We start from the raw sequence: 25,011 nt of genomic DNA on the forward strand, positions 1-25,011 counted from the left end.
CGAACGGTCAGCGCTCGTTCTGGATCGGGATGACGACCTGCTTGATGATGAGCAGGAAGCTCGCCGCGATCGGGATGGCCACCAGGGCGCCGAGCACCCCGAGCAGCGTGCCACCCGCCAGCGCCGCGATCACCACGATCGAGCCGGGCACCGAGACCGCGCGGTTCATGATCTTCGGGCTCAGCAGGTAGGCCTCCACCTGCATGTAGACGATGTAGTAGATCGCCGCGACCAGCGCGGTGAGAGGCGACCCGAGCCCGGGGATGAGGCAGACCAGCACGATGATGGTCGAGCCCGAGATGGTTCCGACCAGCGGGATGAGCGACAGCACGCCGGCGAGGAAGGCCAGCACCGCGGGGAACGGAGCCTGGATGATCGACAGGAAGATGAAGCTCAGCACACCGTTGATGAGGCCCAGACTGATCTGCCCCACGACGTAGCGGCCCACCGCTCCCGTCACCTGCTCGCTGAGGTCGGCGAAGCGCTCCCGCTTCGAGGCCGGCACGAGCCGGTAGACCGAGCGCTTCATGCCGCCGAGCGATGCCGTGAAATAGAGGGTCAGGATGAGCACCACGACGGCCCCGAAGAAGCCGCTGGCGATGCCGATGCCCACCTCGAGCGCGCCGCCGGCCAGGGCCGTGACGTTTCCGGCGTCTTGGAAGTAGGTCACCACGGCGTTGTAGACCTCGTTGACGTCGATGAATCCGCCGAGCTGATCGGTGACGCTGTCGCGCCAGTTCTGATCGAGAACCTGGTTGATGAGGTTCGGAACCAGACCGAACAACTGCGACATCTGCTCGACGATGATCGGCACCACGGCGAACACCAGGCCTGTGAAGACGCCCAGAACCGCGACGAGCACCGTGAGGATGGCCAGCCAGCGCGGCCAGTGCTTGCGTTCGAGCCACGAGATGATCGGATCGAGGCCCAGCGCGATGAACAGCGCCACGCCGATGTAGGTGAGGATCGTGGCCAGAGACACCACGGCCCCAAGGATCAGAAGGCCGACGCCCACCCCGAGCGTGGCCACGAGGCCGAGCGTGAACGCGTTCTGAATCTTCACGGAGGGCTCCCTCGGATGCGGCGTCCCGGCGGACGTTGCTCAATCCTATGGGGCGCCGAAGATCACGATCATGCATCGACGCACGCGGGTTCCGTGTCGTGGTGAACGCCCCCTGAACGTACCCTGTGTGAGACGCCAGGCTCCATCGGCTATCTTTTAATGTCTTTGTCAGGAGTCTTCGTGCGCTTTATCTTCGCCATCTTCGCCTTCATCATCGCGACCGCGCTGATCGGCGTCGGCGTCGCGCAACGAACCGTGTTCCTTCCGCCGAACACCGTGACCTCGACGGTCGAGCTCGACGGCGATGTTCCCTACGCCATGATCGACTCGTCGGCGCTCCGTGCGCACGACGGCAAGCAGACCCTCGTGCTGAGCGGCAGCGACACCGTTTTCGCCGCCTACGGCCGCACGGCCGACGTCGCGGCGTGGCTCGACGGCTCCGAATACGACTCGGTCACGGCCGATTCCACCACCGGCGACCTGGTGTCGACCGCGGTCCCGGCCGATCCGGATGCCGCCGACAACGTCGCGAGCGGCTCGGCGAACCCGGCCGGCAGTGACCTCTGGCTCGAGCAGTTCACGGCCGACGGCGCGATGTACCGCACCGTCAACCTGCCCGCCGGCTACTCCGTGATCGTCGCCTCCGACGGCTCGCAGCCCGCGCCCACGACCATCAAGATCTCGTGGCCCATCGCCAACGCCACCCCGTGGGTCGGCCCCCTGCTGGTGGCGGGCGTCGCGTTCCTGCTCGCCGGCCTCGTGCTGCTCATCCTGGGGCTGCTGCACATGCGCCGCTCCCAGCGGCCTCGGCGGAAGCCGCCGGCACTGCCGAAGGGCAAGCGCTTCTCGGCCTCGCGCACCAACGCCATCGAGTCGGGCGTCAGGCGCGGCCGCCGCTCCATCGCCCCGGCGATCGCGGTTCCGATCGCGCTCGCCTCACTCGTCGCCCTGGGCGGTTGCTCGGCCGACTACTGGCCCCAGCCCGCGCCGGCCGCCACCGGCACGGCCGCGGCCACCGCGACGCCCGGTGCCGACGGTTCGACGGCGACGCCCGCCACCGACTCGACCGAGCCCACCGAGGCCGTCGACGACGACAGCCCCATCCCCGCCGTCACCGAGGCGCAGCTCGAGGCGATCGTCGCGAACATCTCGTCGGTCACGGCCGAAGCGGATGCCTCGAGCAGCACCGACACCCTGGCCAACCGCTTCTCGGGCCCCGCCCTCGAACTCCGGTCGGCCACCTACGCCATCCGTGCCGGCTACCCGGAATACCCGGCGCCGCAGGCCATCCCGGCCGGTCCGCTGCAGGTGGTGCTGCCGCAGGCGAGTGACGTGTGGCCGAAGACGGTCTTCACGATCGTGCAGGGCGACGACGCCGCGGTGCCCCCGGTGGCACTCATGCTCGTGCAGGAGACCCCGCGGTCGAACTTCAAGGTCTACTACGAGATCACGCTCGAGCCCGACACGAGCCTTCCTCCCGTCGCCGCGGCGAGCGTGGGCACGACCCGCCTGGCGCCCGACACCAAGCTGCTGAAGATGACCCCCGACCAGCTGAAGACGGCGTATGCCGACATCCTGTCGGTCGGCGACTCCAGCCAGTACATCGACCAGATCGATGCCACGGGCGACACCCTGCGCACCCAGGTCGGCGTCGACTACAAGAACGCGAAGAAGGCCGGCCTGCCCACCACGGCCACCATCGATTTCGCCCAGGTGGCGGCATCCGGTCAGAGCATCGCCCTCGCCACCAGCGAGTCGGGCGCCCTCGTGGCGGTCGACCTCAGCGAGTCCGAGACCGTGAAGCCCGTGGAGTCGGGTGCCACGGTGAGCGCCGAGGGCGCGGTGAAGGCCCTGTCGGGAATCACCGAGACCGCCAAGGGCGTTGAAGCGGTGTACGGCTATCAGCTGTTGTTCTACATCCCCCCGTTCGGAGACACTGGTAAGGCCGAGTTGCTGGGCTTCAGCCAGGGCCTCGTTCAAGCGAAGGAGTTGCCGTGAGCATGCCCCCGCCCTCCGCCGCCAACCTGCGCGGCGCCGTCGACCTGTCGTCGCTCGTGAACCGCGCCAACTCGCCGGCGCCCGGTGCCGGTGCCGCGGGCGCTCCGGCCGCGCCCGGCGCCCCCGTCGGCGTGCTGCCCTCGCTCGTGCTCGAGGCCGATGACACCACGTTCACCCAGTTCATCGACCTGTCGAACACGGTTCCCGTCATCGTCGACCTCAAGGCGTCCTGGGCCGAGCAGAGCACCGAGCTGAGCGCCGTGCTGGCGAAGGTCGTCACCGAATACGCCGGTCGCATCGTGCTCGTCGGCGTCGACGTCGAGGCCAACCCGCAGCTCGCTCAGGCCTTCCAGGCGCAGTCGGTGCCCACGGTCGCCGCCCTCGTCGGCGGCCGCCCCGTGTCGCTCTTCGCGGGCGCCTACCCCGAGGCCGACGTGCGCGCGGTCATCGAGCAGGTGCTGCAGCTGGCCGCGCAGAACGGCGTCACCGGCACCGTCGCGGTCGAGGGCGTCGACCCGGATGCCGCTCCGGCCGAGCCCGTCGAAGAACCCCTGCCGCCGCACCACGCCGAGGCCTACGACGCCATCGCGAACGGCGACTACGCCACCGCCATCAAGGAATACCAGACGGCCATCGCCCAGAACCCCCGCGATTCGCTCGCGGTGGCGGGTCTGGCACAGGTCAAGCTGCTCGCACGGCTGCAGGACAAGTCGCTCGACGAGATCCGCAACGCCGCGGCCGCGAACCCCGACGACCTCGAGGCCCAGCTGCTGGTCGCCGACCTCGATCTCTCCGGCGGCCACATCGACGACGCCTTCGACCGCCTGCTCACCCTGTTCCCGAAACAGGATGCCGCCGGCAAAGACCTCATCCGCACCCGCCTCCTCGAACTCTTCGAGGTCGTGGGCACCGACGACCCCCGTGTCGCCACGGCGCGCCGCCGCCTGGCCGCCCTGCTGTACTAGCTGCCGTCGCGGCCGTGCTTCGCGCGGCTGCGACGGGCGTCGCCGGTCCCTGCCAGGCGCCGCGCGACATGTGACGACGCGGTCGCTCGCGCGGCCACGCCGTCACCTTGGGTCGTCGACAAAGGCCTGTTGCGTGCAGTGCCGTGCTCAAGCACAGCGAAGGGGGCTGGATTCTTCCTCCCCGCCGCCTTTGAGCTCCGCTCAACCCTTAGGCGGGGAGTGAGAATCCAGCCCCCTTCGCGTCCCTAACCTTTGTGCGGCTTCAAGAACAGCGCCGCCAGCGGGGGCAGGGTGAGCTCGACGGAGGCCGGGCGGCCCGACCAGGGCACGTACTCGGCCTCGACGGAGCCGTAGTTGCCCACGCCCGAGCCGCCGTATTCGACGGCGTCGGTGTTGACGAGTTCGTCCCAGCGGCCGCCGAAGGGCAGGCCGACGCGGTAGGGGCCGACCGGAGCGCCCGAGAAGTTCATCAGGATGGCGATCGGGTTGCCTTCGGAGTCCCAGCGCAGGAACGACACGAGGTTTTGCGACGACGACCCGCCGTCGATCCACTCGAAGCCCGCCGGCTCGTTGTCGAGTGCCCACAGGGCCGGGTTCTCTTTGTAGACCCGGTTGAGGTGTGCCACGAGGGCCAGCAACTGCTGGTGCACCGGCTGGTCGAGAATCCACCAGTCGAGGCCGCGCTCCTCGCTCCACTCCGACGGCTGCCCGAACTCCTGGCCCATGAACAGCAGCTGCTTGCCGGGGTGCGCCCACATGAAGCCGAGGTAGGCGCGCAGGTTGGCGAGCATCTGCCAGTGGTCGCCGGGCATCTTGCTGAGCAGTGATCCCTTGCCGTGCACGACCTCGTCGTGCGAGATCGGCAGCATGAAGTTCTCGCTGAAGGCGTAGAGAAAGCTGAACGTGATCTCGCCGTGGTGATACGACCGCCACATCGGGTCCTGCTCGATGTAGTTGAGCGTGTCGTGCATCCAGCCCATGTTCCACTTCATGCCGAAGCCGAGGCCTCCGCGGTCGGTGGGGTGGGTGACGCCGGGCCACGAGGTCGACTCCTCGGCGATCATGACGATGCCGGGGTTGGTCTTGTAGGCCGTCGCCGTCGCCTCCTGCAGCAGGCTGATGGCCTCGAGGTTCTCGCGGCCGCCGTACTGGTTGGGCAGCCACTCGCCCTCTTTGCGCGAGTAGTCGAGGTAGAGCATGCTCGCGACTGCGTCGACCCGCAGGCCGTCGAGGTGGAACTCCTCGAGCCAGTAGAGCGCGTTCGCCACGAGGAAGTTGCGCACCTGGCTGTTGCCGAAGTTGAACACCAGGGTGCCCCAGTCGGGCTGCTCACCGCGTCGTGGGTCGGGGTGCTCGTAGACGGCCTCGCCGTCGAACCGGGCGAGCGCCCACTCGTCTTTCGGAAAGTGCCCGGGCACCCAGTCGACGAGCACCCCGATGCCCGCCTGGTGCAGGCGGTCGATCAGGTAGCGCAGGTCGTCGGGGTGACCGAACCGCGAGGTCGGGGCGTAGTACGACGTGACCTGGTAGCCCCACGAGCCGCCGAACGGATGCTCCGCCAAGGGCATGAACTCCACGTGCGTGAACCCGAGGTTCTGCAGGTAGGGGATGAGCTCGTCGGCCAGCGACCGGTAGTCGAGCCCGAGCTTCCACGAGCCGACGTGCATCTCGTAGACGCTCATCGGGTGCGTGTGCGGGTCATGGGCGGCGCGCTGGCGCATCCATTCGGCGTCGTTCCACTCGTATGACGTCGTGCCGATGACCGAGGCGGTCAGGGGCGGCACCTCGGTGTAGCGCGCCATCGGGTCGGCGCGGCGCACCCACTGATCGGCCTGGGTGAGGATCTCGAACTTGTAGTTGCTGCCGGCCCCGAGCTCAGGGATGAACAACTCCCACACGCCGGTGGAGCCGAGGCTGCGCATGGCGTGCCGCACGCCGTCCCAGCCGTTGAAGTCGCCGATCACCCGCACGGCCTTGGCGTGCGGCGCCCAGACGGCGAACGCGGTGCCGGCCGAGGGTTCGTCGACGCCCCACTTCTCTTCGACGCGGGCGCCCAGAACGTCCCACAGCCGCTCGTGCCGGCCCTCGCCGATCAGGTGCAGATCGAGATCGCCGAGCGTCGGCGAGAAGCGGTAGGGCTCGTCGGCCGTCCAGACGCTGCCGTCATCGTAGCGGGCCTCGATGCGGTAGTCGTTCAGCCCGGTCAGGGTGAAGCCCTGCCAGATGCCGCCGTAGAGGTGCGTGAGCTGCGCGCGGGCGCCGTTGGAGAGCACGGCGCTGACCTCGCTGGCCAGCGGGCGGAGCGTGCGGATGACGGTGACCGGGTCGGAGACATCCGTCGCGTTCACGAGGTGCTGACCGAGCACCTCGTGCGGGTTGTAGTACGAGCCGCTCGCGACGCGCGCGAGCACGTCGACCGGGATCTCGGGAAGAGTCAGGGCTGTCGTGCCATCGGGATGCGACATCAGGATGCGCCACCTTCGTTGTCGTGATCGGGTCGGTGGGAGACGTGCAGGATGTGGGAGGGCTGCGTGAAGGCGTCGAGTCGCACGTAGTTGTCGGTCGACCACTCCCACACGTTCTCCGACAAGAGGTCGGTGACCTCGAACGTCGCCCCCGCCGGCAGGCCGAGCAGCGCGAGGTCGAGGTGCACCGTGGTCTCGCGCACCGAGTGCGGGTCGACGTTCACCACCACGATCACGGTGTCGGCGACGCCGTCGGGCGTGAACTCGGCGTCGAGGTGCTTGGAGTAGACCACGATCGAGTCGTCGTCGCTGCCGTGGAACCGCAGGTTGCGCAGCTGGCCGAGGGCCGGGTGGTCGCGGCGGATCCGGTTGAGTTGCGTGATGTCGGGCGCGATCGAGTGCCCGCTCTCTTCGGCGGCCGCGAAGTCGCGCGGACGGAACTCGTACTTCTCGTTGTCGATGTTCTCTTCGGCACCGGGGCGCGCCACGTTCTCGATCAGCTCGAACCCGGAATACACCCCCCACGACGGCGCTCCGGTGGCCGCGAGCACCGAACGGATGCGATAGGCCGGCCGACCGCCGAACTGCAGGTACTCGGTGAGGATGTCGGGCGTGTTCACGAAGAGATTGGGGCGGTAGTAGGCATCCGTCTCCTGCGAGATGCTCGTGAAGAACTCCTCGATCTCGACCTTCGTGTTGCGCCAGGTGAAGTAGCTGTAGGACTGCTGGAAACCCACCTTGGCCAGGGCGCGCATCGGAGCCGGCCGGGTGAAGGCCTCGGCGAGGAAGACGACCTCCGGATGCGCGGTGTTGACCTCGTGGATGACCCACTCCCAGAAATCGAGCGGCTTGGTGTGCGGGTTGTCGACGCGGAAGATCTTGACGCCGAGCGAGATCCAGTACTCCAGCAGGCGCAGCGCCTCGACCCGGATGCCGTCGGAGTCGTTGTCGAAGTTGATGGGGTAGATGTCCTGGTATTTCTTGGGCGGGTTCTCGGCGTAGGCGATCGACCCGTCGGGCAGCGTGGTGAACCACTCCGGATGCGCCGTCACCCACGGGTGATCGGGCGAGGCCTGCAGGGCGAAGTCGAGCGCCACCTCGAGCCCGGCCTTCTTGGCCTGGCCGAGGAAGTACTTGAAGTCGGCGATCGTGCCGAGCTCGGGGTGCACCGTGTCGTGACCGCCGGCCGCGCCGCCGATGGCCCACGGGGAGCCCGGGTCGCCGGGCTTGGGGTCGAGCGTGTTGTTGCGGCCCTTGCGGAATGCCTCGCCGATGGGGTGGATCGGGGGCAGATAGAGCACGTCGAAGCCCATCTCGGCCACCTGCGGCAGGCGCTTCGCGGCCGAGCGGAAGGTGCCGCTCTTCCAGGTGCCGTCGGCCGACTGCTTCGCGCCGATCGAGCGCGGGAAGAACTCGTACCACGAGCCCGCTCCGGCGCGGGTGCGCTCGACCTTGAGCGGCAGCCAGTCGGAGTAGGTGACGAGGCTCTGCGCCGGGTGCACCCGCAGGGCGTCGGTCACCGCGGTGCCGTAGGCGAGGCCGAGGCGCTCGCTCGCGGGCCCTGCGGTCTGGCGCAGTTCGGCCGAGACCCGCGCGAACAGGTCGCGCTCGTCGGCGGGACGGGTCTGCTCGGCGGCCAGGCGCGAGAACAGCTGCGCGCCGATGTCGAACATGAGCTCGACGTCGATGCCGGCCGCGATCTTGATGGTGGCGTTGTGGGCCCAGGTGGCGTAGTCGTCGGAGTAGCCGCGGATGCGGAAGCGCCAGTGACCGGGCGAGGTGACCTGCGCGAGCCCGCGCCACTCGTCGTCCCACGGGTAGGTGCGGGTTAGTGGTCGGTCGATCAGGGTGCCGTCGGGCGCCTCGAGCTCGAGGTGGGCGCCGACCGCGTCGTGCCCCTCGCGGAACACGATGGCCCCGAACGGGATGACCTCGCCGACGAAGCCCTTGGCGGGCCATCGCCCGCCGTCGACCTGGGGGAACGCCTGAAGGATCGGGATGCGTCCGATCGCGGGCTGGAAGGGCTTCGGTGCCGTCGTGTCTCGAGATGCTGCCACAATCCGACCCTACCGACAAAGACCCCTGCTGCAAGGTGTGGCGGGCACTCTCGACGCGGGGCCGCACGGCCGACATGACCTCGTCACACGACTGCTCTAGGCTGGGGCGGTCGTCTCCCTGCACCACGGCGACCGTCGTTCGACAGGCGTCCCGACGCCGAAGAAGGAGATAATCGCGTGAAGGCGATCCGCAGGTTCACCGTCCGATCCGTTCTGCCCGAGTCGTTGTCGGCTCTCGGCGAGTTGGCGGCCAATCTCCGCTGGGCGTGGCACGAGCCCACCCGGCAGATCTTCGCCCACATCTCGCCCGACGACTGGCGGTCGACGCAGGGCGATCCCGTCGCCCTGCTGGGCGCCGTGAGCCCCGAGCGCCTCGACCAGCTCGCGGCCGACCAGGGCTTCGTGGCGTGGGCGAACAGCCTGCGCGGCGATCTCGACGCCTACCTCGGCGAGCCGCGCTGGTACCAGTCGCTCGACGGCCCGCGTCCGCAGTCCATCGGCTACTTCTCGCCGGAGTTCGGCATCGCGGCAGCCCTTCCGCAGTACTCGGGCGGCCTCGGCATCCTGGCCGGGGATCATCTGAAGGCGGCATCCGATCTCGGCGTGCCGATCATCGGCGTGGGCCTGTTCTATCGCTCGGGCTACTTCACCCAGTCGATCTCGCGCGACGGCTGGCAGGAGGAGAGCTACCCGGTGCTCGACCCCGACGGTCTGCCGCTGTCGGTGCTGCGGCTCGCCGACGGCACCCCGGCGCAGATCGTTCTCGCCCTGCCCGGCGATCGCGCGCTCTACGCCCGCATCTGGCAGGCGCAGGTGGGGCGGGTGCGGCTGCTGCTGCTCGACACCGACATCCCCGACAACGACGACGACCTGCGCTCGGTGACCGACCGCCTCTACGGCGGCGGCGGCGAGCACCGTCTGCTGCAGGAGCTGCTGCTCGGCATCGGCGGGGTGCGGGCGCTCGAGGTGCTGTCGGAACTGACCGACGCGCCCATGCCGGAGGTCTACCACACCAATGAAGGGCACGCCGGGTTCCAGGGCCTCGAGCGCATCTCGAGCCTGATCGGCGGCGGGCTCTCGTTCGACGAGGCGCTGCAGGTCGTGCGCGCGGGCACCGTGTTCACCACGCACACCCCGGTTCCGGCGGGCATCGACCGGTTCGACCGTTCGCTCGTCGAGCGCTACTTCTCCACCGACATGCTGCCCGGCCTCGAGGTGGCCTCGGTGCTCGCGCTGGGCGCCGAGGACTACGACGGCGGGTCGCCCGACGTGTTCAACATGGCGGTGCTCGGGCTGCGGCTCGGGCAGCGCGCCAACGGCGTCTCGAAGCTGCACGGCGACGTGAGCCGGGGCATGTTCGCGCCGCTCTGGCCCGGCTTCGACCGCGACGACGTGCCGATCACCTCGGTGACCAACGGTGTGCACGCGCCCACCTGGACCGACCCGCTGCTGCAGGCCCTGGCCAGCACCAAGCTCGGTTCGGGCGACACCACCCGGGTCGACTGGCACTCCGCAGAGGTGAGCGACGGCGAGATCTGGGCGGTGCGCGGCGACATGCGGCGGCAGCTCGTGCACGACGCGCGACGCCGCGTGACCGAAGCGTGGCGCGAGCAGAACCCCGATTCGATTCCGCCGTCGTGGTTCCAGACGCTGCTCGACCCGAACGTGCTGACCATCGGGTTCGCGCGGCGGGTGCCCACCTACAAGCGGCTCACGCTCATGCTGCACGACCCGGTGCGGCTGAAGTCGATCCTGCTGAACCCGGAGCGGCCGATCCAGTTCGTGATCGCCGGCAAGTCGCACCCGGCCGACGAGGAGGGCAAGCGGCTGATTCAGAAGCTGGTGCAGTTCGCCTCCGACCCCGAGGTGCGCAATCGCATCGTGTTCCTGCCGAACTACGACATCGGCATGGCGCAGTTGCTCTATCCGGGAACGGATGTCTGGCTCAACAACCCGCTGCGTCCGTTGGAGGCCTGTGGCACCTCGGGCATGAAGGCGGCGCTCAACGGCGGGCTCAACCTCTCGATCCTCGACGGCTGGTGGAACGAGTACTACGACGGCGAAGACGGCTGGGCGATTCCCACGGCCGACTCGGCGGGCGACAGCGAGGAGCGTGACACCCTCGAGTCGGAGGCGCTCTACGACCTGATGGAGAACCAGGTCGCGCCGCGCTTCTACGACCGCGACTCCGACGGCATCCCGGCGAACTGGCTGCAGTCGATCCGGCACACGCTGGCGACCCTCTCGCCCGAGCTTTCGGCCGAGCGCATGGTGCGCGAATACGTCGAGCGCCTCTACGTGCCCGCCGCCGAGGCCGAGCGCGCGATGTCGGCCGACGACTACGAGGCCGCTCGTGAGCTCTCGGCGTGGAAGGCGAAGGTGCGCGCTGCCTGGTCGGGCGTCTCGGTCGTGCACGTCGAGTCCGGCGGCCTCGATGACACCCCGCAGGTCGGCGACACGTTGCACGTGCGAGCGCACATCCAGCTCGATGGGCTCACCCCCGACGACGTGGCGGTCGAGGTGGTCTACGGCCACGCCGTGCACGGCGACGACCTCTCCGACCCGGCCACGGTCGAGTTGACCACCCCGCACGCCGGTGCCGCGCACCCGTCGGGGGCGCCCTCCTCGGCCGACGTCGACGAGTCGGCCCCCCGCGTCTACTCGGGCACCGTCGAACTCGCGCGCGCCGGCTCGTTCGGCTACACCGTGCGTGTGGTGCCGAAGCACGCCTACTTGGCGTCGCCCGCGGAGATGGGTCTCATCGCTGTCGCGCACTGACGTGGGTCCGCGCGCGGGGTGCTGAGGCGCGGACCGCTGCCCCTCCTCCCGGTGCCCCACGCGCCCGAGAAGTCACTTTCGGGTGCTCCTCGTGGGCATTTGCACCGAATAGTGACTTCTCGCGGGGCGTCGTGGCGCGGGCGTCGTGGCGGTAGGCTCCTCGTCGCCACAGCGCCCACCTCCGCCGAGAAGTCACTTTTGCGTGCTTCCCGGGGGCATTTGCACCGGATTGTGACTTCTCGCGTGGCGCCGGGCTGGGTGCGCCGCGAGTGGGGCGGGCCGAGATTACGCTCACGACGCCCCACTTCCGCCGAGAAGTCACTTTTACGTGCTTCCCTTGGGCGTTTGCACCGGATAGTGACTTCTCGCGTGGCGTCGAGCTGGGTGCGCCGCGAGCGGGGTGGGCCGAGATTTCGCTCCCGACGCCCCCACTACCGCCGAGAAGTCACTTTTCGGTGCTTCACGTAGGCATTTGCACCGGACTGTGACTTCTCGCGGGACTGGGCGTGGTGCGGCGGGTGGGGCGGGCCGAGATTTCGCTCCAAACGCGCCTACCTCGCCGAGAAGTCACTTTTCGATGCTTCCCGGGGCATTTGCACCGGATTGTGACTTCTCACGGGGCGGGGGGGGGGGGGGGGGGGTCAGTCCCGCGCCGCGCGCGACGCGGCGGGGGCCCGGAGTGCCGGGTGCGAGCTGCGGATGATGTCGAGCTTCTCGGGGAAGACCGACTGCATGAGTTCGCGCACCGTGGGGTCGGTGTCGTAGTCGTCGAGCATGCGCACGCCGAGCACGACGTTGGCGAGCATGCCCCCGGCGAGGAAGTCGGTCGCCTGGGCGGCGGTCATGCCGGCTTCGTCGCGCAGCAGGCGGTAGACGTCGAGAAAGCCGCAGCGCGCGGCCGGGCCGATGACGGGGTCTGCCCCGAGCGCGAAGGCGTGCATGAGTGACAACAGGATGCCGCGGTCGGTGGTCAGCTCGAAATACGCAAGGCCCAGGCGGCGCTCGAGCGGCACGGCCGGATCGGCGGCGATGGCCTCTCGGAACGACGCGAGCAGGCGCTCGAGCGCGCGGTGCAGCACCTCGAGGAACAACCGCTCCTTCGTGCCGAACATGCGCACCACGTAGGGCTGGCTGACGCCGGCCGCCCGCGCCACCATGTCGGTCGTGGCGCCGGCGTAGCCGGCGTCTCCGAACACGGTCGTCGCGGCATCGATGATGAGGGCGCGGCGCTCGTCTGCCGGCATCCGGAGCTTCTTGTCGGTCACGCTTGACATGGTATCAGCTGATTACTTAGGGTGATGGTTGTAATCATTTGATTACCAAACTCTCGAGAGGATTGCTCATGGCGATCACGCAGTCCGTGCCGCAGACGCCGGCGGGCACGTCCGGGGTGCCCGGCGCTGCCAAGGCAGAAGGCGCCGTCGGCCCGGCCCCGAAGCGGCGCATCCCGATCTGGCTCGCGGTGCTGGCCGCCTCGCTGCCGATGTTCATGGCGACGCTCGACAACCTCGTGGTCACGAGCGCCCTGCCCGTGCTCGGCGAACAGCTCTCGGCCTCGGTGGAGCAGCTGCAGTGGTTCGTCAACGCCTACACGCTCAGCTTCGCGAGCCTCATGCTGTTCGCGGTCGCCCTCGGCGATCGGCTCGGGCGGCGCACCGTGTTCCTCTGGGGCATCGGCATCTTCACGGTCGCCTCGGCGCTCTGCGCGGTGAGCACCGAACCGTGGATGCTCATCGCGGCCCGCGCCGTGCAGGGCGCCGGCGCCGCCGCACTCATGCCGCTGTCGCTGACGCTGCTGGTCGGCTCGGTCAGCGCCCGCATGCGGCCGCTCGCGATCGGCATCTGGGGTGGAATCTCGGGTCTCGGTGTGGCGCTCGGTCCGCTCATCGGTGGCGCGGTCATCCAGGGCTGGAACTGGGACGCGATCTTCTGGCTCAACGTGCCGGTCGGCATCGTCACGTTCCCGCTCGTGCTGCTCGCGCTGCCGAACTCTTTCGGGGCGCGCCTGCGGGCCGACCTCGTGGGTGTGCTGCTCGCGGGAGTCGGGGTGCTGGGCGTGGTCTACGGAATCATCCGGGGCAACGACGCCGGCTGGTCGAGCCTCGAGGTGCTCGGATCGATCATCGGCGGCGCCGTGCTGCTGGCGGCGTTCGTGCTCTGGGAGTCGCGCGCGGCGAACCCGCTGCTGCCCTTGCGGCTGTTCCGCGACCGCAGCTTCTCGGTGGCGAACGTGGTGGGCCTCGTATTCAGCTTCGGCATCTTCGGGGCGATCTTCATCCTCATCCAGTTCCTGCAGATCGTTCAGGGCAAGACGCCGCTCGAGGCCGGCATCCTGACCATGCCGTGGACGCTCGCCCCCATGGTCATCGCGCCCCTCGCCGGCTTCATCGTGCCGCGGGTGGGCACGCGACTTCTCATCGTCGTGGGGCTGTCGCTGCAGGCGATCGGTGTGGGCTGGTTCGCGTTCACGATGACTCCGGATGTCGCCTACGGCACGCTGCTGCCGGCGTTCCTGTTCGCCGGGGTCGGCATGGGGCTCGTGTTCGCCCCGTCGTCGACGGCGGTGCTCGTGAACATGTCGCCGCAGGACAACGCGAAGGCCTCGGGCACCAACTCCACCCTGCGCGAGATCGGCGTGGCCCTCGGCATCGCCGTGCTCACCGCGATCTTCACGGCCAACGGCGGCGAGTTCACCCCCACGGGCTACGTGGATGCCGCCATCCCGGCAATCTGGGTGGGGGCGGCCGCGCTTTTGCTAGCTGCGCTTACAGCGCTGCTCTTGCCTGCTGGTCGCAGCCAAGAGCGGCACTGACGCGTCCGCGCCGCCGCCTCTGCGGCGCGGGCGACATGTTCGCGTGCGGTCGCTGTCGCGGCCGCGCGCTCACCCTGGGTCGTCGAGCGCGGCCCGCGGTCGGCGAGTGCGTGCTGGACTTCTGGGTAGCCCTCTAGACAGCTCTATAGAGCTGCATCGACGTGGGCGCGACATCCACGACGTCGCCCGGGGCGAACCGGGGGAGCGGCTGGTCGTGGTGGTGCGGGGCGGGCGTGTCCTGCGCCGAGTCCCAGAGGAGCTCATAGGCCTCGACCCCGTCGTGCGACGGCAGGGTCACGCGCTCGGGCGCCTCGACACCGTGGATGACCGTGAGGATGCGATTGAGCTCCTCGTGCTCGGGCGTCGACGCCGCCACGTAGATGAGGGTGCGGTTCTCGGGCGAGTTCCAGTCGGGCACCGACATGGTGTCGCCGCCCGCGTCATACCAGTCCATCTGGCTCGCACTCGGGGTGCGCTCACCGAACACGCCGTAGTGCACCGGTCGCAGCGCGGGGTTCTCGCGGCGCATCCGGAGCAGGTGCTGCGTGGTGCGCCAGAGGTCTTTCTGCCAGGTGCGGCGGTCCCAGCTCAGCCAGGTGAGCTCGGAGTCGTGGCAGTAGGCGTTGTTGTTGCCCTTCTGGCTGCGCCCGAACTCGTCGCCCGCCGTGATCATCGGCACGCCGGCCGAGAGCAGCAGGGTGCCCATGAGGTTGCGCATGGCCCGCCGCCGCGACTGCTCGATGGTGCGCGAGGTGGTGGGGCCCTCGATGCCGTGGTTGTACGACATGTTGTTGTCGCTGCCGTCGCGGTTGGCCTCGCCGTTGCCCACGTTGTGCTTGACGTTGTAGGCGGTGAGGTCGGCGAGGGTGAAGCCGTCGTGGGCGGTGACGAAGTTCACCGAGGCGAGCGGCCCGCGCTGCTGCGCGAAGGTGTTCGACGAGCCCGCGATGCGCGTGGCCAGCATGCCGACGCCGTCGCCGGGGTTCCCGTTCTCGCGGATCGACTTGATGTCACGCAGCCAGAACTTGCGCATGCGGTCGCGGAAGCGGTCGTTCCACTCCGACCAGCCGGCCGGGAAGTTGCCTGTCTGCCAGCCGCCCATGCCGACGTCCCACGGCTCGGCGATCATCTTCACGCCCGCGAGCTCGGGGTCGCTCACGATGCCGGTGATGAGCGGATGCTCGTGGTCGAAATAGTTGTCGGCGTTGCGCCCGAGCGTGGCGGCCAGGTCGAACCGGAAGCCGTCGACCTGCACGTCGTTGGCCCAGTACTTGAGCGAGTCGAGGATCATGCGCGACACGGCGGGGGTGGACGTGTTGATCGAGTTGCCGCAGCCGGTGACGTCGACGTAGTCGCCGCGGCTGGTCTGCCGGTAGTACCCGGCGTTGTCGATGCCGCGGAAGCTCGTGGTCGGGCCCATCCGCCCCTCTTCGGCGGTGTGGTTGTAGACCACGTCGAGAATGACCTCGATGCCGGCCTCGTGCAGCAGCTTCACCATGCCCTTGAACTCGCGCAGCACGGCGCTCGGCCCCTGACCCTGAGCGGCGCGCGAGGCGTAGAGGTTGTGCGGCGCGAAGAAGCCGAGGGTGTTGTAGCCCCAGTAATTGGTGAGCCCCTGCTTCTGCAGCCGCTGCTCGGAGACGAACGCGTGCACGGGCAGCAACTCCACCGCCGTGACGCCGAGGCTCTTGAGGTAGCCGATGCTGGTGTCGTGGGCGAGGCCGGCGTAGGTTCCACGCAGGTTCTCGGGGATGCGGTTGTTGAGCTTCGACAACCCTTTGACGTGGGCCTCGTAGATGACCGTGTGGTCGAGCGGGGTGTTCGGCTTGCCGACGCCGTTCCAGTTGAACTCCTCGTCGACCACCACGCTCCGCCACTGCTCGCGACCCGATCGCACGAGACCGCGGGCGTAGGGGTCGAGCAGCGCGAGCTCGGGATCGAACGCGTTCAACGGGCCATCCGGGCCGTCGACCCGCAGACTGTAGCGGCGGCCGGGAGCCAGTGAGCGGGTTCTCGCGGTCCAGACGCCCGCGGCATCCGGTGTCAGCGGAACCGACTTCACGACCCAGTTGGGGTCTTTGTCGTCATAGAGGCAGAGCTCGATGCTCGTCGCCGTCTCTGACCACACGCGCAGCTCTCCGCCGTGAGAAGTCTGGCGCACGCCCATCCGCGCGAATGGGTCGGCCGCAGTCATGAGACTTAGAGTAGTTGCAGCCGACAAATCCCATGAAATCGCAAGGAATCGCCGAGAACCCGATGCCCGTCTACCTCGATCACGCGGCCACCACGCCGATGCTTCCGGAGGCCCGTTCGGCCTACGTCGACGCACTCGGTGTGGTGGGCAACCCCTCGTCGATCCACAGTCAGGGCCAGCAGGCCAAACGCCTGCTCGAGGAGTCGCGCGAAGTCGTGGCCGCGTCGGTCGGCGCCGAGCCGATCGAGGTCATCTTCACCTCGGGCGGCACCGAGTCGATCAACCTCGGCATCAAGGGACTGTTCTGGAAGAGGCAGCAGGATGCCGCCCGCCCGGTGGTGCTCGTGCCCGGCGGCGAGCATCACGCCACCGTCGACGCGGTGGAGTGGCTCGTGCGCCACGAGGGCGCCCGCGTGGTGTGGTTGCCGGTCGACGCGTTGGGGCGTCTGGCACCCTCGGTGCTCGACGAGGCGCTCGCGGAGCACGGAGCCGCGGTCTCGCTGGTGTCGGTGCTGTGGGCCAACAACGAGGTCGGAACGGTTCAGGATGTCGCCGCCCTCGTCGCGGTCGCCACGCGTTTCGGGGTGCCGGTGCACGTCGACGCTGTGGCCGCCTACGGCTACCTGCCGCTCGACTTCGACGCGGTGGGCGCGGCCGCGATGAGTATCTCGGCGCACAAGATCGGCGGCCCGGTGGGCATCGGGGCCCTGCTGTTGTCGCGCCGGAGCGAGGTGGAGCCGCTCATCCACGGTGGCAACCAGCAGCGCGTGCGCTCGGGAACCCAGGATGTCGCGGGGGCGGTGGCGTTCGCGGCGGCGGCGTCGGCGGTGCTGCGCGAGTTCGGCGGTGGCGGCTCATTCGTGGGGGAGCTCGCGGTGCTGCGGGACCGACTCGTGGCCGGCGTGCGGAACGCGGTGCCCGACGCCGTGCTGAGGGGAGACCCCGCGGCATCCGGTCGCCTGCCGGGCAATGCCCACTTCACGTTCCCGGGGTGCGAGGGCGACTCGTTGCTGTTCGTGCTCGACGTGGCCGGGTTCTCGGTGTCGACGGGGTCGGCGTGCCAGGCCGGGGTTCCCGAGGTGTCGCACGTGCTGACGGCGATGGGGGTGCCCGACGACGAAGCCCGCGGAGCGCTGCGGTTCACCCTGGGGCACGGCACCACGGCGGCGGAGGTCGACGCGCTCGTGGCCGCGCTGCCGGCCGCGTACGCGTCGGCCCGCAAGGCCGGCTTCGCCGACCGCGTGGTGACGCCGGGCCGCTGACGCGCCCGCTTTTCGGCGTCTCTTCCCCGTCCTCCCCGCTTCCCCGGACGCCTCGCGATCCCCGCTTCCCCCACTTGCCTCCCGGTCGCGCAAAAGGCTCGCTCAACCGAGGTTTCGGTGCTTTTGCGCGACCGGGTGGGTTCGCGGAGGGCGTCCGGGCTGTGGATAACTCCTCGTGGGGCCTGCGGGCCCGCACAATGGCGGGATGCCGCGTCACATCCCGCTCCCCAGGGACCTTCTCGAGCATCCGTTCTCGGTTGCCGAGGGCGAGGCCCGGGGCATCGGTAGGGGGCGCTTGCGGGGCCAAGACCTCGCGCGCCCCTTCCACGGAGTGCGACTTGCCGACCTCGCGCTTCCGCCCGACCCGCCGGCGGCCCTGTTGACCCTGTGCGCCGCTTACCAACGACGCTGCCCGGCCGGCCACTTCTTCAGCCACGTCACGGCAGCCGCGCTCTGGGGAGCGCCGCTCCCACCCGCGATGGCGCATCGGCCGCTCGACGTGTCGGTGCTGAAGCCCCACGCGCTGCCGCGGGCGAACGGGGTGATCGGCCACCGACTCGCCGACGAACGCGTGCGGGTTGTGGAGCGCACGGGTGTTCGAGTGGCTGACCCCGCATCGACGTGGTGCCAGCTCGGCCCGTTGCTCGCCTTCGACGATCTGGTCGCGGCGGGTGATCACCTCGTGCTCAAGCCCATCGTCTCGGCGCGCGGCGACCCGCGGCCGCACATCTCGTTGCCGCAGTTGCTCGAGCGCGCTTCGGCCGCTCGCGCACCCGGCGCCGCGCGGCTCCGCACGGCGGCCGCGCTGGTTCGGGTCGGGGCCGAGTCGCGCCCCGAGACCGTGCTCCGCCTCGCCCTGATGCGCGCCGGCCTGCCCGAGCCGCTGCTGAACGCGCCGATCCATGACGCGCGTGGCCGGCTGCTCGGCTACGGCGACCTCGTCTACCCCGCCCATCGCGTGATCGTCGAATACAACGGCGGCCAGCATCGCACCGACGAAGCCCAGTTCGAGAAGGACGTGACCCGCGTCGAAGACTTCCGCGCCGATGGGTGGACCGTCGTGGAGGTGCGCAAGGGCGGCCTGTTCCGGCAACGAGCGGGCACCGTCGAGCGGGTGCGGTGGGCGCTCGGCGCGTGAGTGCGGGCTGTGCGCGCGGCGGCGGGCGGCGCGGTCGCGCAAAAGCACCCGAAACGGGGTGGGAACGACGTTTTGCGCGACCGCGAGCGCGACCGCGGGTGCGGCTTGCGCGTGCCCGGGCAGGGGGCGGCGCGCGACGCTACAGGTTGAGGGTCGTGAGCACCGCGAGGTGGTCGGAGCCGCCGACCCGCAGCGTGGTGTTCGACGTGACCTCCATGCCGCGCTGCAGCACGTGGTCGGGGCGCGTTACCGGCGAAGAGGCGGGCCAGGTGAAGCCGAAGCCGCCGCCGGTCTGATTGGCCTCGGAGAGCTGCCCGGTGAGGCCGGCGATGGTGCGGTCCGACGAGCCCGCGTTGAAGTCGCCCACCATCAGGATGCGGTCGTTCTCGTCGCGCGGGATGTAGTCGGCGAGATTCGCGAGCATGGTGTCGCGATCGGCGTGGTCGCCCGGGCGAGCGGATGCCGCGTGGATCACGTAGATGCTCACCAGACCCGTAGGCGTCGCGAGGTCGGCCGCGATCGCACGCTGCCAGCCCAGTCCGAGGTCGAGCGCCTGGGCGTTCTCGATCGGGTAGGTGCTCCACACTCCGACGGTGCCGATGCCGTAGGAATAGGGGTAGGAGTCGCTCAGCACCCCTTCGACCTGCTCGCGCGCGTCGGCATCCATCTCCTGCAGCGCGATGACCTGCGCACCCGAGGCTGCGAGCGCGGTGGCCGATTCGGCGGCCGTGCCGGAGTCGGCCTCGACGTTCTGGCTCGCGATCGTGAGGGTGTCACCGGATGCCGCGGGGGCGCTCCAGGCCAGCGGCACGATCGCGGGCACGAACATGACGCCCCACACCACCGTCGGCACGAGCGCGGCGATGACCGCGCCCTTCGCGCGGGTGACGAAGGCGAGCACGAGCAGCACAGGAATGGCCAGACCGAACCATGGCAGCGCCGAATCGACGATGAGGCCGAGGCCCAGCAGATCGGGCACGAGCACGTGCAGACCGAGCACGGCCGCCAGGCCGAGTGCCGCGATGCACACGAGCACGGCGAGGCCCGAGCGCGTGCGGGTGCTCCTCCGCGATGAGGAGTCTCGGGTCTCTCGCGGCGCCTCGAGTAGAGCTGACATCAGGCCTATTCTGCACCGGCAGACTGGGCATTCCCCCTTATCCACAAATGAATCGCGGACAATCCGACTGTCAGAACCCCACCGTATGCTGGAAGTATGAAAGTTCTCGCAGCAATGAGCGGAGGCGTCGACTCCGCGGTCGCCGCCGCACGGGCGGTCGAGGCCGGTCACGACGTCGTCGGGGTGCACCTCGCCCTCAGCCGCATGCCCGGCACCCTCCGCACCGGCAGCCGCGGGTGCTGCACGATCGAAGACTCGATGGATGCGCAGCGCGCCGCCAACAAGATCGGCATCCCTTATTACGTGTGGGATTTCTCGGAGCGCTTCAAGGCCGACGTCGTCGACGACTTCATCGCCGAATACACGGCAGGCCGCACCCCCAACCCCTGCATGCGCTGCAACGAGCGCATCAAGTTCGCCGCCCTGCTCGAGAAGGCACTCGACCTGGGGTTCGACGCGGTGTGCACCGGTCATTACGCCACGGTGACGACGGATGCCGCGGGCAATCGTGAGCTGCATCGCGCAGCTGCGTGGGCGAAAGACCAGTCCTACGTGCTCGGCGTGCTCACTGCCGAGCAGCTCGCGCACAGCATGTTCCCACTCGGGGCCACGCCGTCGAAGGCCGAGGTGCGGGCGGAGGCCGCTGCGCGCGGCTTCTCAGTAGCCAACAAGCCCGACAGCCACGACATCTGCTTCATCCCCGACGGCAACACCAGCGGCTGGCTGGCCGAGAAGGTCGGCACCGCGACCGGTGAAATCGTCGACCGCGAGGGTGCCGTCGTCGGCTCCCACGAGGGCGCCCACGCGTTCACCGTGGGGCAGCGACGCGGCCTCAAGCTCGGCATGCCGGCGTCCGACGGCAAGCCGCGGTTCGTGCTCGAGGTGCGTCCGGTGACGAACACGGTCGTGGTCGGGCCGAAGGAGGCGCTCGACATCGCCGAGATCGCCGGCTCGCGCTTCACGTGGGCGGGGCTCGCGCCCTCCCACCCGCAGATCGATTTCGACTGCCAGGTGCAGATTCGGGCCCACGCCGACCCGGTCGACGCGGTCGCGCGCGTGCGGGAGTCGACGGTCGACGGCGAGGTCGGTTCCGAACTCGTCATCACCCCCGTCACACCGTTGAACGGAGTCGCGCCGGGTCAGACGGCCGTGGTCTACGTCGGCACACGGGTGCTGGGCCAGTGCACGATCGACCGCACGGTCAGTGCTGTTCCGGTGGGTGCTGTTCCGGTTGGTGCCGTCCCGGTGGGTGCTGGGGCGGTCTCGAGCGGCGTCGCGGTCTGATGGCGGCGCGCGTCACCTCCCGCGGCGATGGGGCCGACGGGTCGAGCGTGTCCGAGGGGGCCGCTGAGGCGCTCCCCGACGAGACGCCGAGCGATCTCGAAGAGGCGAAGGCCGAGGCCGACGCACTGACCACGCGCATCCTCGAGCTGCGCGACGAGTACTACGAGAACAACGCCTCGACCGCGAGCGACAAAGACTACGACGCCCTGGTTCGCCGGCTCGGCGAGCTGGAGCGCGAACACCCCGAGCTGCAGTCGCCCGACAGCCCCACCCAGACGGTGGGCGGCCGTGCGGTCACCACCATGTTCACCCCGGTCACGCACGCCGAGCGCATGCTGAGCCTCGACAACGTGTTCAGCGAAGAAGAGCTCGACGAGTGGGCCGCGAAGGTCGAGCGCGACGCGGGTCGCTCCACCGTGCGCTATCTCAGCGAGCTGAAGATCGACGGGCTCGCGATCAACCTGCGCTACGAGTTCGGCGTTCTCGTCACGGCGGCCACCCGCGGCGACGGTGTGGTCGGCGAAGACGTCACCGAGAACGTGCTGCAGATCAAGACCATCCCCGCCCGGTTGTCGGGCTCTGGGCATCCGCCGCTCGTCGAGGTGAGAGGCGAGATCTTCTTTCCCGTCGCCGCGTTCGACGAGTTGAACGCAGCCCAGGAGGCCGCCGGCGAGCGCGTGTTCGCGAACCCCCGCAATGCGGCGGCGGGATCGCTGCGGCAGAAGTCCGAGGGCAAGAACGCGAAGCAGCTCGCGCTCGTGGCCGCGCGCCTCAGCCGGCTGCAGATGCTCGTGCACGGCATCGGGGCGTGGGCCGATCCGCCGGTCGCGGCCCAGTCCGAGGTCTACGAGCTGTTGGCGAGCTGGGGCCTGCCGACCTCGACGCACTACAAGGTGTTCGACACGATCGGCAAGGTGGCGGAGTTCATCCGTTACTACGGTGTGCACCGGGCGAGCGTGGAGCACCAGATCGACGGCATCGTCGTGAAGGTCGACGACCTGGCGCTGCACGCCGAGCTGGGCGCGACCAGCCGGGCGCCGCGGTGGGCGACGGCCTACAAATATCCGCCCGAAGAGGTGAACACGAAGCTGCTCGACATCGTGGTGAGCGTCGGGCGCACCGGGCGCGCCACGCCGTTCGCGGTGATGGAGAAGGTCGAGGTGGCCGGCTCCGAGGTGCGCCAGGCGACCCTGCACAACCAAGACGTGGTGAAGGCCAAGGGTGTGCTGATCGGCGACACGGTCGTGCTGCGCAAGGCCGGTGACGTCATTCCCGAGGTGCTCGGTCCGGTGGTCGAGTTGCGCGACGGCAGCGAGCGCGAGTTCGTGATGCCCGAATTCTGCCCGGAGTGCGGCACCAAGCTCGCGCCGGCGAAAGAGGGCGACATCGATCTGCGCTGCCCCAACGCGCGCAGTTGCCCGGCGCAGGTGCGGGGCCGGGTCGAACACGTCGGCTCCCGCGGGGCGCTCGACATCGAGGGTCTCGGCGAGGTGTCGGCGGCGGCGCTCACGCAGCCCTCCGAGCCCGCTGAACCCCCGCTCGTCACCGAGGCCGGGCTGTTCTCGCTGCGGATGGACGACCTGTTCCCCATCCGCGTGATCGTGCGCGACAACGAGACCGGGTTGCAGAAGCTCAACGACGACGGATCCCCGAAACTCGTGACCCCGTTCCGGCGCAAGCGGCGCAAGAGCGGCCGAGACGCCGATCCGGCGTTCGATCCCGACGCCGAAGAGTTCTGGGGCGACGCCGAATCGGTGCCGTCGAGCAACGCGATCGAGTTGCTCGCCAACATCGAGTCGGCCAAGACCAAGCCGCTCTGGCGGATGCTGGTGGCGCTGAGCATCCGGCACGTCGGTCCGGTCGCGGCCCGTGCGCTCGCCGACTACTTCGGGTCGCTCGAGGCCATGCGCGCGGCCACCCGCGAAGAGCTGGCCGCGGTCGACGGCGTGGGCGGCATCATCGCCGACGCCCTGATGGAGTGGTTCGCGGTCGACTGGCACGTCGAGATCCTCGATCGCTGGACCGAGGCGGGCGTGCAGTTCACAACCCCCGGCCACCCGGGCCCGGGAGCAGCCGTCGGCAGCGGGGGAGTGCTCGAGGGCGTGACCGTCGTCGCCACCGGATCGCTGGAGGGCTTCACGCGCGAGGGCGCACTCGAGGCGATCATCGAAGCGGGCGGCAAGGCGGCGTCGAGCGTGAGCAAGAAGACCGACTTCGTCGCGGCCGGCCCCGGTGCGGGCTCGAAGCTCGGCAAGGCTGAAGCCCTGGGGCTTCGCATCATCGATGCGGCGGAGTTCGCCATCCTGGTGACGCAGGGCCCGGAAGCGCTCGGCCCACCTCCCGGTTCCGAGCCGACCGACGCCGACGCCGACGCTCCGGCAGATGCCGCGCCGGATGCCGGTTCCGAGCCGACCGACGCCGACGCCGACGCCCCGGCAGGTGCCGCGCCGGATGCCGGTTCACAGCTCGTCGATGCGACCGCGGAAGGCGGTGCGGAAACAGCTGATGACGACGCCGGTGCCGGCGACACTCACCCGGGTGGGCCCGAGGGCCGACCGGCCGAATGAACGGCGTGCAGTCGGTGGCAGCGGGTGAGGCGACCGGTCACAGACCGAGCGGCCGGTCAACTGTCGTCGGCGCGGCAGCGGCGGGTCACGCGAGCGGTCTCCGGGCGCGCGGCCTGGTGATCGTGGTCGGCGCGGTTGTCGCGATGGTCGTGGCGCTAGTCGCGGCCCTCCGGGCGACGCCCTGGCCGGCGGCACTGCTCATCCGGCGGGTCTTCGAGCGGGGCGCACGCGCCACCCTCGCCGAGATGGCACCGCATGTGCCGAGCTCTGGGTTCGTAGAGCGTCGCGACATCCGGTACGCGCCCCCGAACCCAGGCCGGGCGGGTCGCTCCGGCAGCGCTCGGCGTGTGCGCGGCGGCGACACGACGTTCGACATCGTGACGCCGGCTCCGACGGCGGCCGGAGCCGAAGACGGAGCCGAAAACGGAGCCGAAGACGGGGCCGAACACGGGGCCGGAGCCGAAGCCGGAGTCGGTGCCCAGGCCAGCACCGAAGCGCGGCCGGTCGTGGTCTGGATCCACGGCGGCGCGTGGATCTCGGGGAGCAAGGCCGACGTGCTGCCCTACCTGAAACTGCTCGCCGTGCGGGGCTACGCTGCCGTCGGCCTCGACTACACGATCGCGCCCGAGGCGACCTATCCCACCGCGCTCACTCAACTGAACGAGGCTCTCCGCCACCTCGTCGACCACGCCGACGAGCTCGGCATCGACCCGCGCCGCATCGTGCTGGCCGGCGACTCGGCGGGGGCGCAGTTGGCGAGCCAACTCGCCGTGCTCACGACCGATGCCGCCTACGCGGCGTCGCTGGGCATCCGGCCCTCGCTCGACGCCATCCAGCTGGCCGGCGTGGTGCTGCATTGCGGGCTCTACGACCTCGCGGCGATGGAGAACGCGACCGGCATCGTCGGTTGGGGATTCAAAGCGGCCCTCTGGGCCTACACCGGCGACAAGCACTGGTCGACCACGGCGACCGGGCGTTCGATGTCGACTCTCGACGTCGTCACCGCCGCCTTTCCACCGGCGTTCGTGTCGGGCGGCAACGGCGACGGCCTCACGGCCGGCCAGTCGAAGCGTCTCGTCGACCGCCTGCGCGCCCTCGGCGCCGATGTCACCCCGCTGTTCTGGCCGGCCGATCACGTGCCGTCGTTGCCACACGAATACCAGTTCCATCTCGACTACGGCGACGCCTTCGTGGCCCTCGACCGCACGATCGAGTTCCTCGACCGGGTCACTGCGGCACCCGTCGCCGTGGGAGCACTGGCCGACGGCGCACCGCACTCGGCCGAACCGGATGACGGCACCGAATAGAATT

Annotated in this window: 16 protein-coding genes; 9 read left to right on the top strand and 7 right to left on the bottom strand. The window is 69.6% G+C overall.

What is annotated here, in order from left to right:
• Positions 1-7 precede the first annotated feature (7 nt).
• Positions 8-1,063, bottom strand: coding sequence for an AI-2E family transporter (locus N1032_RS04715; RefSeq protein ID WP_259537787.1), 1,056 nt, complete (start codon positions 1,061-1,063; stop codon positions 8-10).
• A gap of 180 nt (positions 1,064-1,243) precedes the next feature.
• Between N1032_RS04715 and N1032_RS04720 the strand changes: the two genes are divergently transcribed.
• Both N1032_RS04720 and N1032_RS04725 read left to right on the top strand, forming a co-directional pair.
• Positions 1,244-3,061: a hypothetical protein gene (locus N1032_RS04720; protein WP_259537788.1), complete on the top strand. Its 1,818-nt coding sequence runs from the start codon at positions 1,244-1,246 to the stop codon at positions 3,059-3,061.
• Positions 3,058-4,026: a tetratricopeptide repeat protein gene (locus tag N1032_RS04725; RefSeq protein ID WP_407932998.1), complete on the top strand. Its 969-nt coding sequence runs from the start codon at positions 3,058-3,060 to the stop codon at positions 4,024-4,026. The genes N1032_RS04720 and N1032_RS04725 overlap by 4 nt, the downstream gene beginning before the upstream one ends.
• On the opposite strand, the gene N1032_RS04730 is transcribed toward N1032_RS04725, so the two are convergent.
• The 3 genes from N1032_RS04730 to N1032_RS04740 form a co-directional block, all read right to left on the bottom strand.
• Positions 4,023-4,148, bottom strand: coding sequence for a hypothetical protein (locus tag N1032_RS04730; protein ID WP_259537790.1), 126 nt, complete (start codon positions 4,146-4,148; stop codon positions 4,023-4,025). The two genes, N1032_RS04725 and N1032_RS04730, sit on opposite strands and share 4 nt — an antisense overlap.
• A 123-nt stretch (positions 4,149-4,271) precedes the next feature.
• Positions 4,272-6,491, bottom strand: a complete 2,220-nt coding sequence (gene glgB, locus N1032_RS04735) for a 1,4-alpha-glucan branching protein GlgB (protein ID WP_407932999.1) — start codon at positions 6,489-6,491, stop codon at positions 4,272-4,274.
• Entirely contained in the window at positions 6,491-8,548 is a 2,058-nt protein-coding gene (locus N1032_RS04740) for a maltotransferase domain-containing protein (protein WP_310795918.1), read from the bottom strand. Before N1032_RS04740 ends, glgB begins: the two co-directional genes overlap by 1 nt.
• A 177-nt stretch (positions 8,549-8,725) precedes the next feature.
• On the opposite strand from N1032_RS04740, the gene glgP reads away from it, so the two are divergent.
• On the top strand, positions 8,726-11,326 hold the full coding sequence (gene glgP, locus N1032_RS04745) for an alpha-glucan family phosphorylase (RefSeq protein ID WP_259537792.1): 2,601 nt from the start codon (positions 8,726-8,728) through the stop codon (positions 11,324-11,326).
• 641 nt (positions 11,327-11,967) lie between these two features.
• Here the strand turns inward: glgP and N1032_RS04750 are convergent.
• The gene (locus tag N1032_RS04750; protein ID WP_259537793.1) at positions 11,968-12,591 is read right to left on the bottom strand and encodes a TetR/AcrR family transcriptional regulator; all 624 of its coding nucleotides are present in this window, start codon (positions 12,589-12,591) and stop codon (positions 11,968-11,970) included.
• A 77-nt stretch (positions 12,592-12,668) separates the two neighbouring features.
• On the opposite strand from N1032_RS04750, the gene N1032_RS04755 reads away from it, so the two are divergent.
• Complete coding sequence (locus tag N1032_RS04755) at positions 12,669-14,138, top strand: DHA2 family efflux MFS transporter permease subunit (protein ID WP_259537794.1); 1,470 nt, start codon at positions 12,669-12,671, stop codon at positions 14,136-14,138.
• A gap of 133 nt (positions 14,139-14,271) precedes the next feature.
• Here the strand turns inward: N1032_RS04755 and glgX are convergent, their stop codons facing one another.
• Positions 14,272-16,332, bottom strand: coding sequence for a glycogen debranching protein GlgX (glgX, locus tag N1032_RS04760; protein ID WP_259537796.1), 2,061 nt, complete (start codon positions 16,330-16,332; stop codon positions 14,272-14,274).
• A gap of 62 nt (positions 16,333-16,394) precedes the next feature.
• On the opposite strand from glgX, the gene N1032_RS04765 reads away from it, so the two are divergent.
• Positions 16,395-17,594: a cysteine desulfurase family protein gene (locus N1032_RS04765; protein WP_259537994.1), complete on the top strand. Its 1,200-nt coding sequence runs from the start codon at positions 16,395-16,397 to the stop codon at positions 17,592-17,594.
• Between the two features lie 205 nt (positions 17,595-17,799).
• Positions 17,800-18,732 carry a hypothetical protein gene (locus N1032_RS04770; protein ID WP_259537798.1) on the top strand — a complete coding sequence of 311 codons (933 nt, stop codon included), beginning with the start codon at positions 17,800-17,802 and terminating at the stop codon, positions 18,730-18,732.
• Between the two features lie 139 nt (positions 18,733-18,871).
• Here N1032_RS04770 and N1032_RS04775 read toward each other — a convergent pair whose 3' ends face one another.
• Complete coding sequence (locus N1032_RS04775; RefSeq protein ID WP_259537799.1) at positions 18,872-19,849, bottom strand: endonuclease/exonuclease/phosphatase family protein; 978 nt, start codon at positions 19,847-19,849, stop codon at positions 18,872-18,874.
• 96 nt (positions 19,850-19,945) lie between these two features.
• Between N1032_RS04775 and mnmA the strand changes: the two genes are divergently transcribed.
• The 3 genes from mnmA to N1032_RS04790 are packed head-to-tail and all read left to right on the top strand — an operon-like array spanning position 19,946 to position 25,007.
• Positions 19,946-21,133 carry a tRNA 2-thiouridine(34) synthase MnmA gene (gene mnmA / locus N1032_RS04780; protein ID WP_259537800.1) on the top strand — a complete coding sequence of 396 codons (1,188 nt, stop codon included), beginning with the start codon at positions 19,946-19,948 and terminating at the stop codon, positions 21,131-21,133.
• The gene (ligA, locus tag N1032_RS04785) at positions 21,133-23,700 is read left to right on the top strand and encodes an NAD-dependent DNA ligase LigA (RefSeq protein WP_259537801.1); all 2,568 of its coding nucleotides are present in this window, start codon (positions 21,133-21,135) and stop codon (positions 23,698-23,700) included. Before mnmA ends, ligA begins: the two co-directional genes overlap by 1 nt.
• Positions 23,697-25,007 (top strand): alpha/beta hydrolase, encoded by a 1,311-nt coding sequence (locus N1032_RS04790; protein ID WP_259537802.1) that lies wholly within the window; start codon positions 23,697-23,699, stop codon positions 25,005-25,007. Before ligA ends, N1032_RS04790 begins: the two co-directional genes overlap by 4 nt.
• The last annotated feature ends 4 nt before the right edge of the window (positions 25,008-25,011 follow it).

Source organism: Herbiconiux daphne (assembly GCF_024979295.1).
Classification (GTDB): Bacteria; Actinomycetota; Actinomycetes; order Actinomycetales; family Microbacteriaceae; genus Herbiconiux; species Herbiconiux daphnes.

Coding starts and splice junctions, on each gene's coding strand:
- glgB (WP_407932999.1), bottom strand. CDS start 6,491: ATGTCGCATCCCGATGGCACGACAGCCCTGACTCTTCCCGAGATCCCG.
- N1032_RS04755 (WP_259537794.1), top strand. CDS start 12,669: ATGGCGATCACGCAGTCCGTGCCGCAGACGCCGGCGGGCACGTCCGGG.
- glgX (WP_259537796.1), bottom strand. CDS start 16,332: ATGACTGCGGCCGACCCATTCGCGCGGATGGGCGTGCGCCAGACTTCT.
- N1032_RS04765 (WP_259537994.1), top strand. CDS start 16,395: ATGCCCGTCTACCTCGATCACGCGGCCACCACGCCGATGCTTCCGGAG.
- N1032_RS04770 (WP_259537798.1), top strand. CDS start 17,800: ATGCCGCGTCACATCCCGCTCCCCAGGGACCTTCTCGAGCATCCGTTC.
- N1032_RS04775 (WP_259537799.1), bottom strand. CDS start 19,849: ATGTCAGCTCTACTCGAGGCGCCGCGAGAGACCCGAGACTCCTCATCG.
- mnmA (WP_259537800.1), top strand. CDS start 19,946: ATGAAAGTTCTCGCAGCAATGAGCGGAGGCGTCGACTCCGCGGTCGCC.
- ligA (WP_259537801.1), top strand. CDS start 21,133: ATGGCGGCGCGCGTCACCTCCCGCGGCGATGGGGCCGACGGGTCGAGC.
- N1032_RS04790 (WP_259537802.1), top strand. CDS start 23,697: ATGAACGGCGTGCAGTCGGTGGCAGCGGGTGAGGCGACCGGTCACAGA.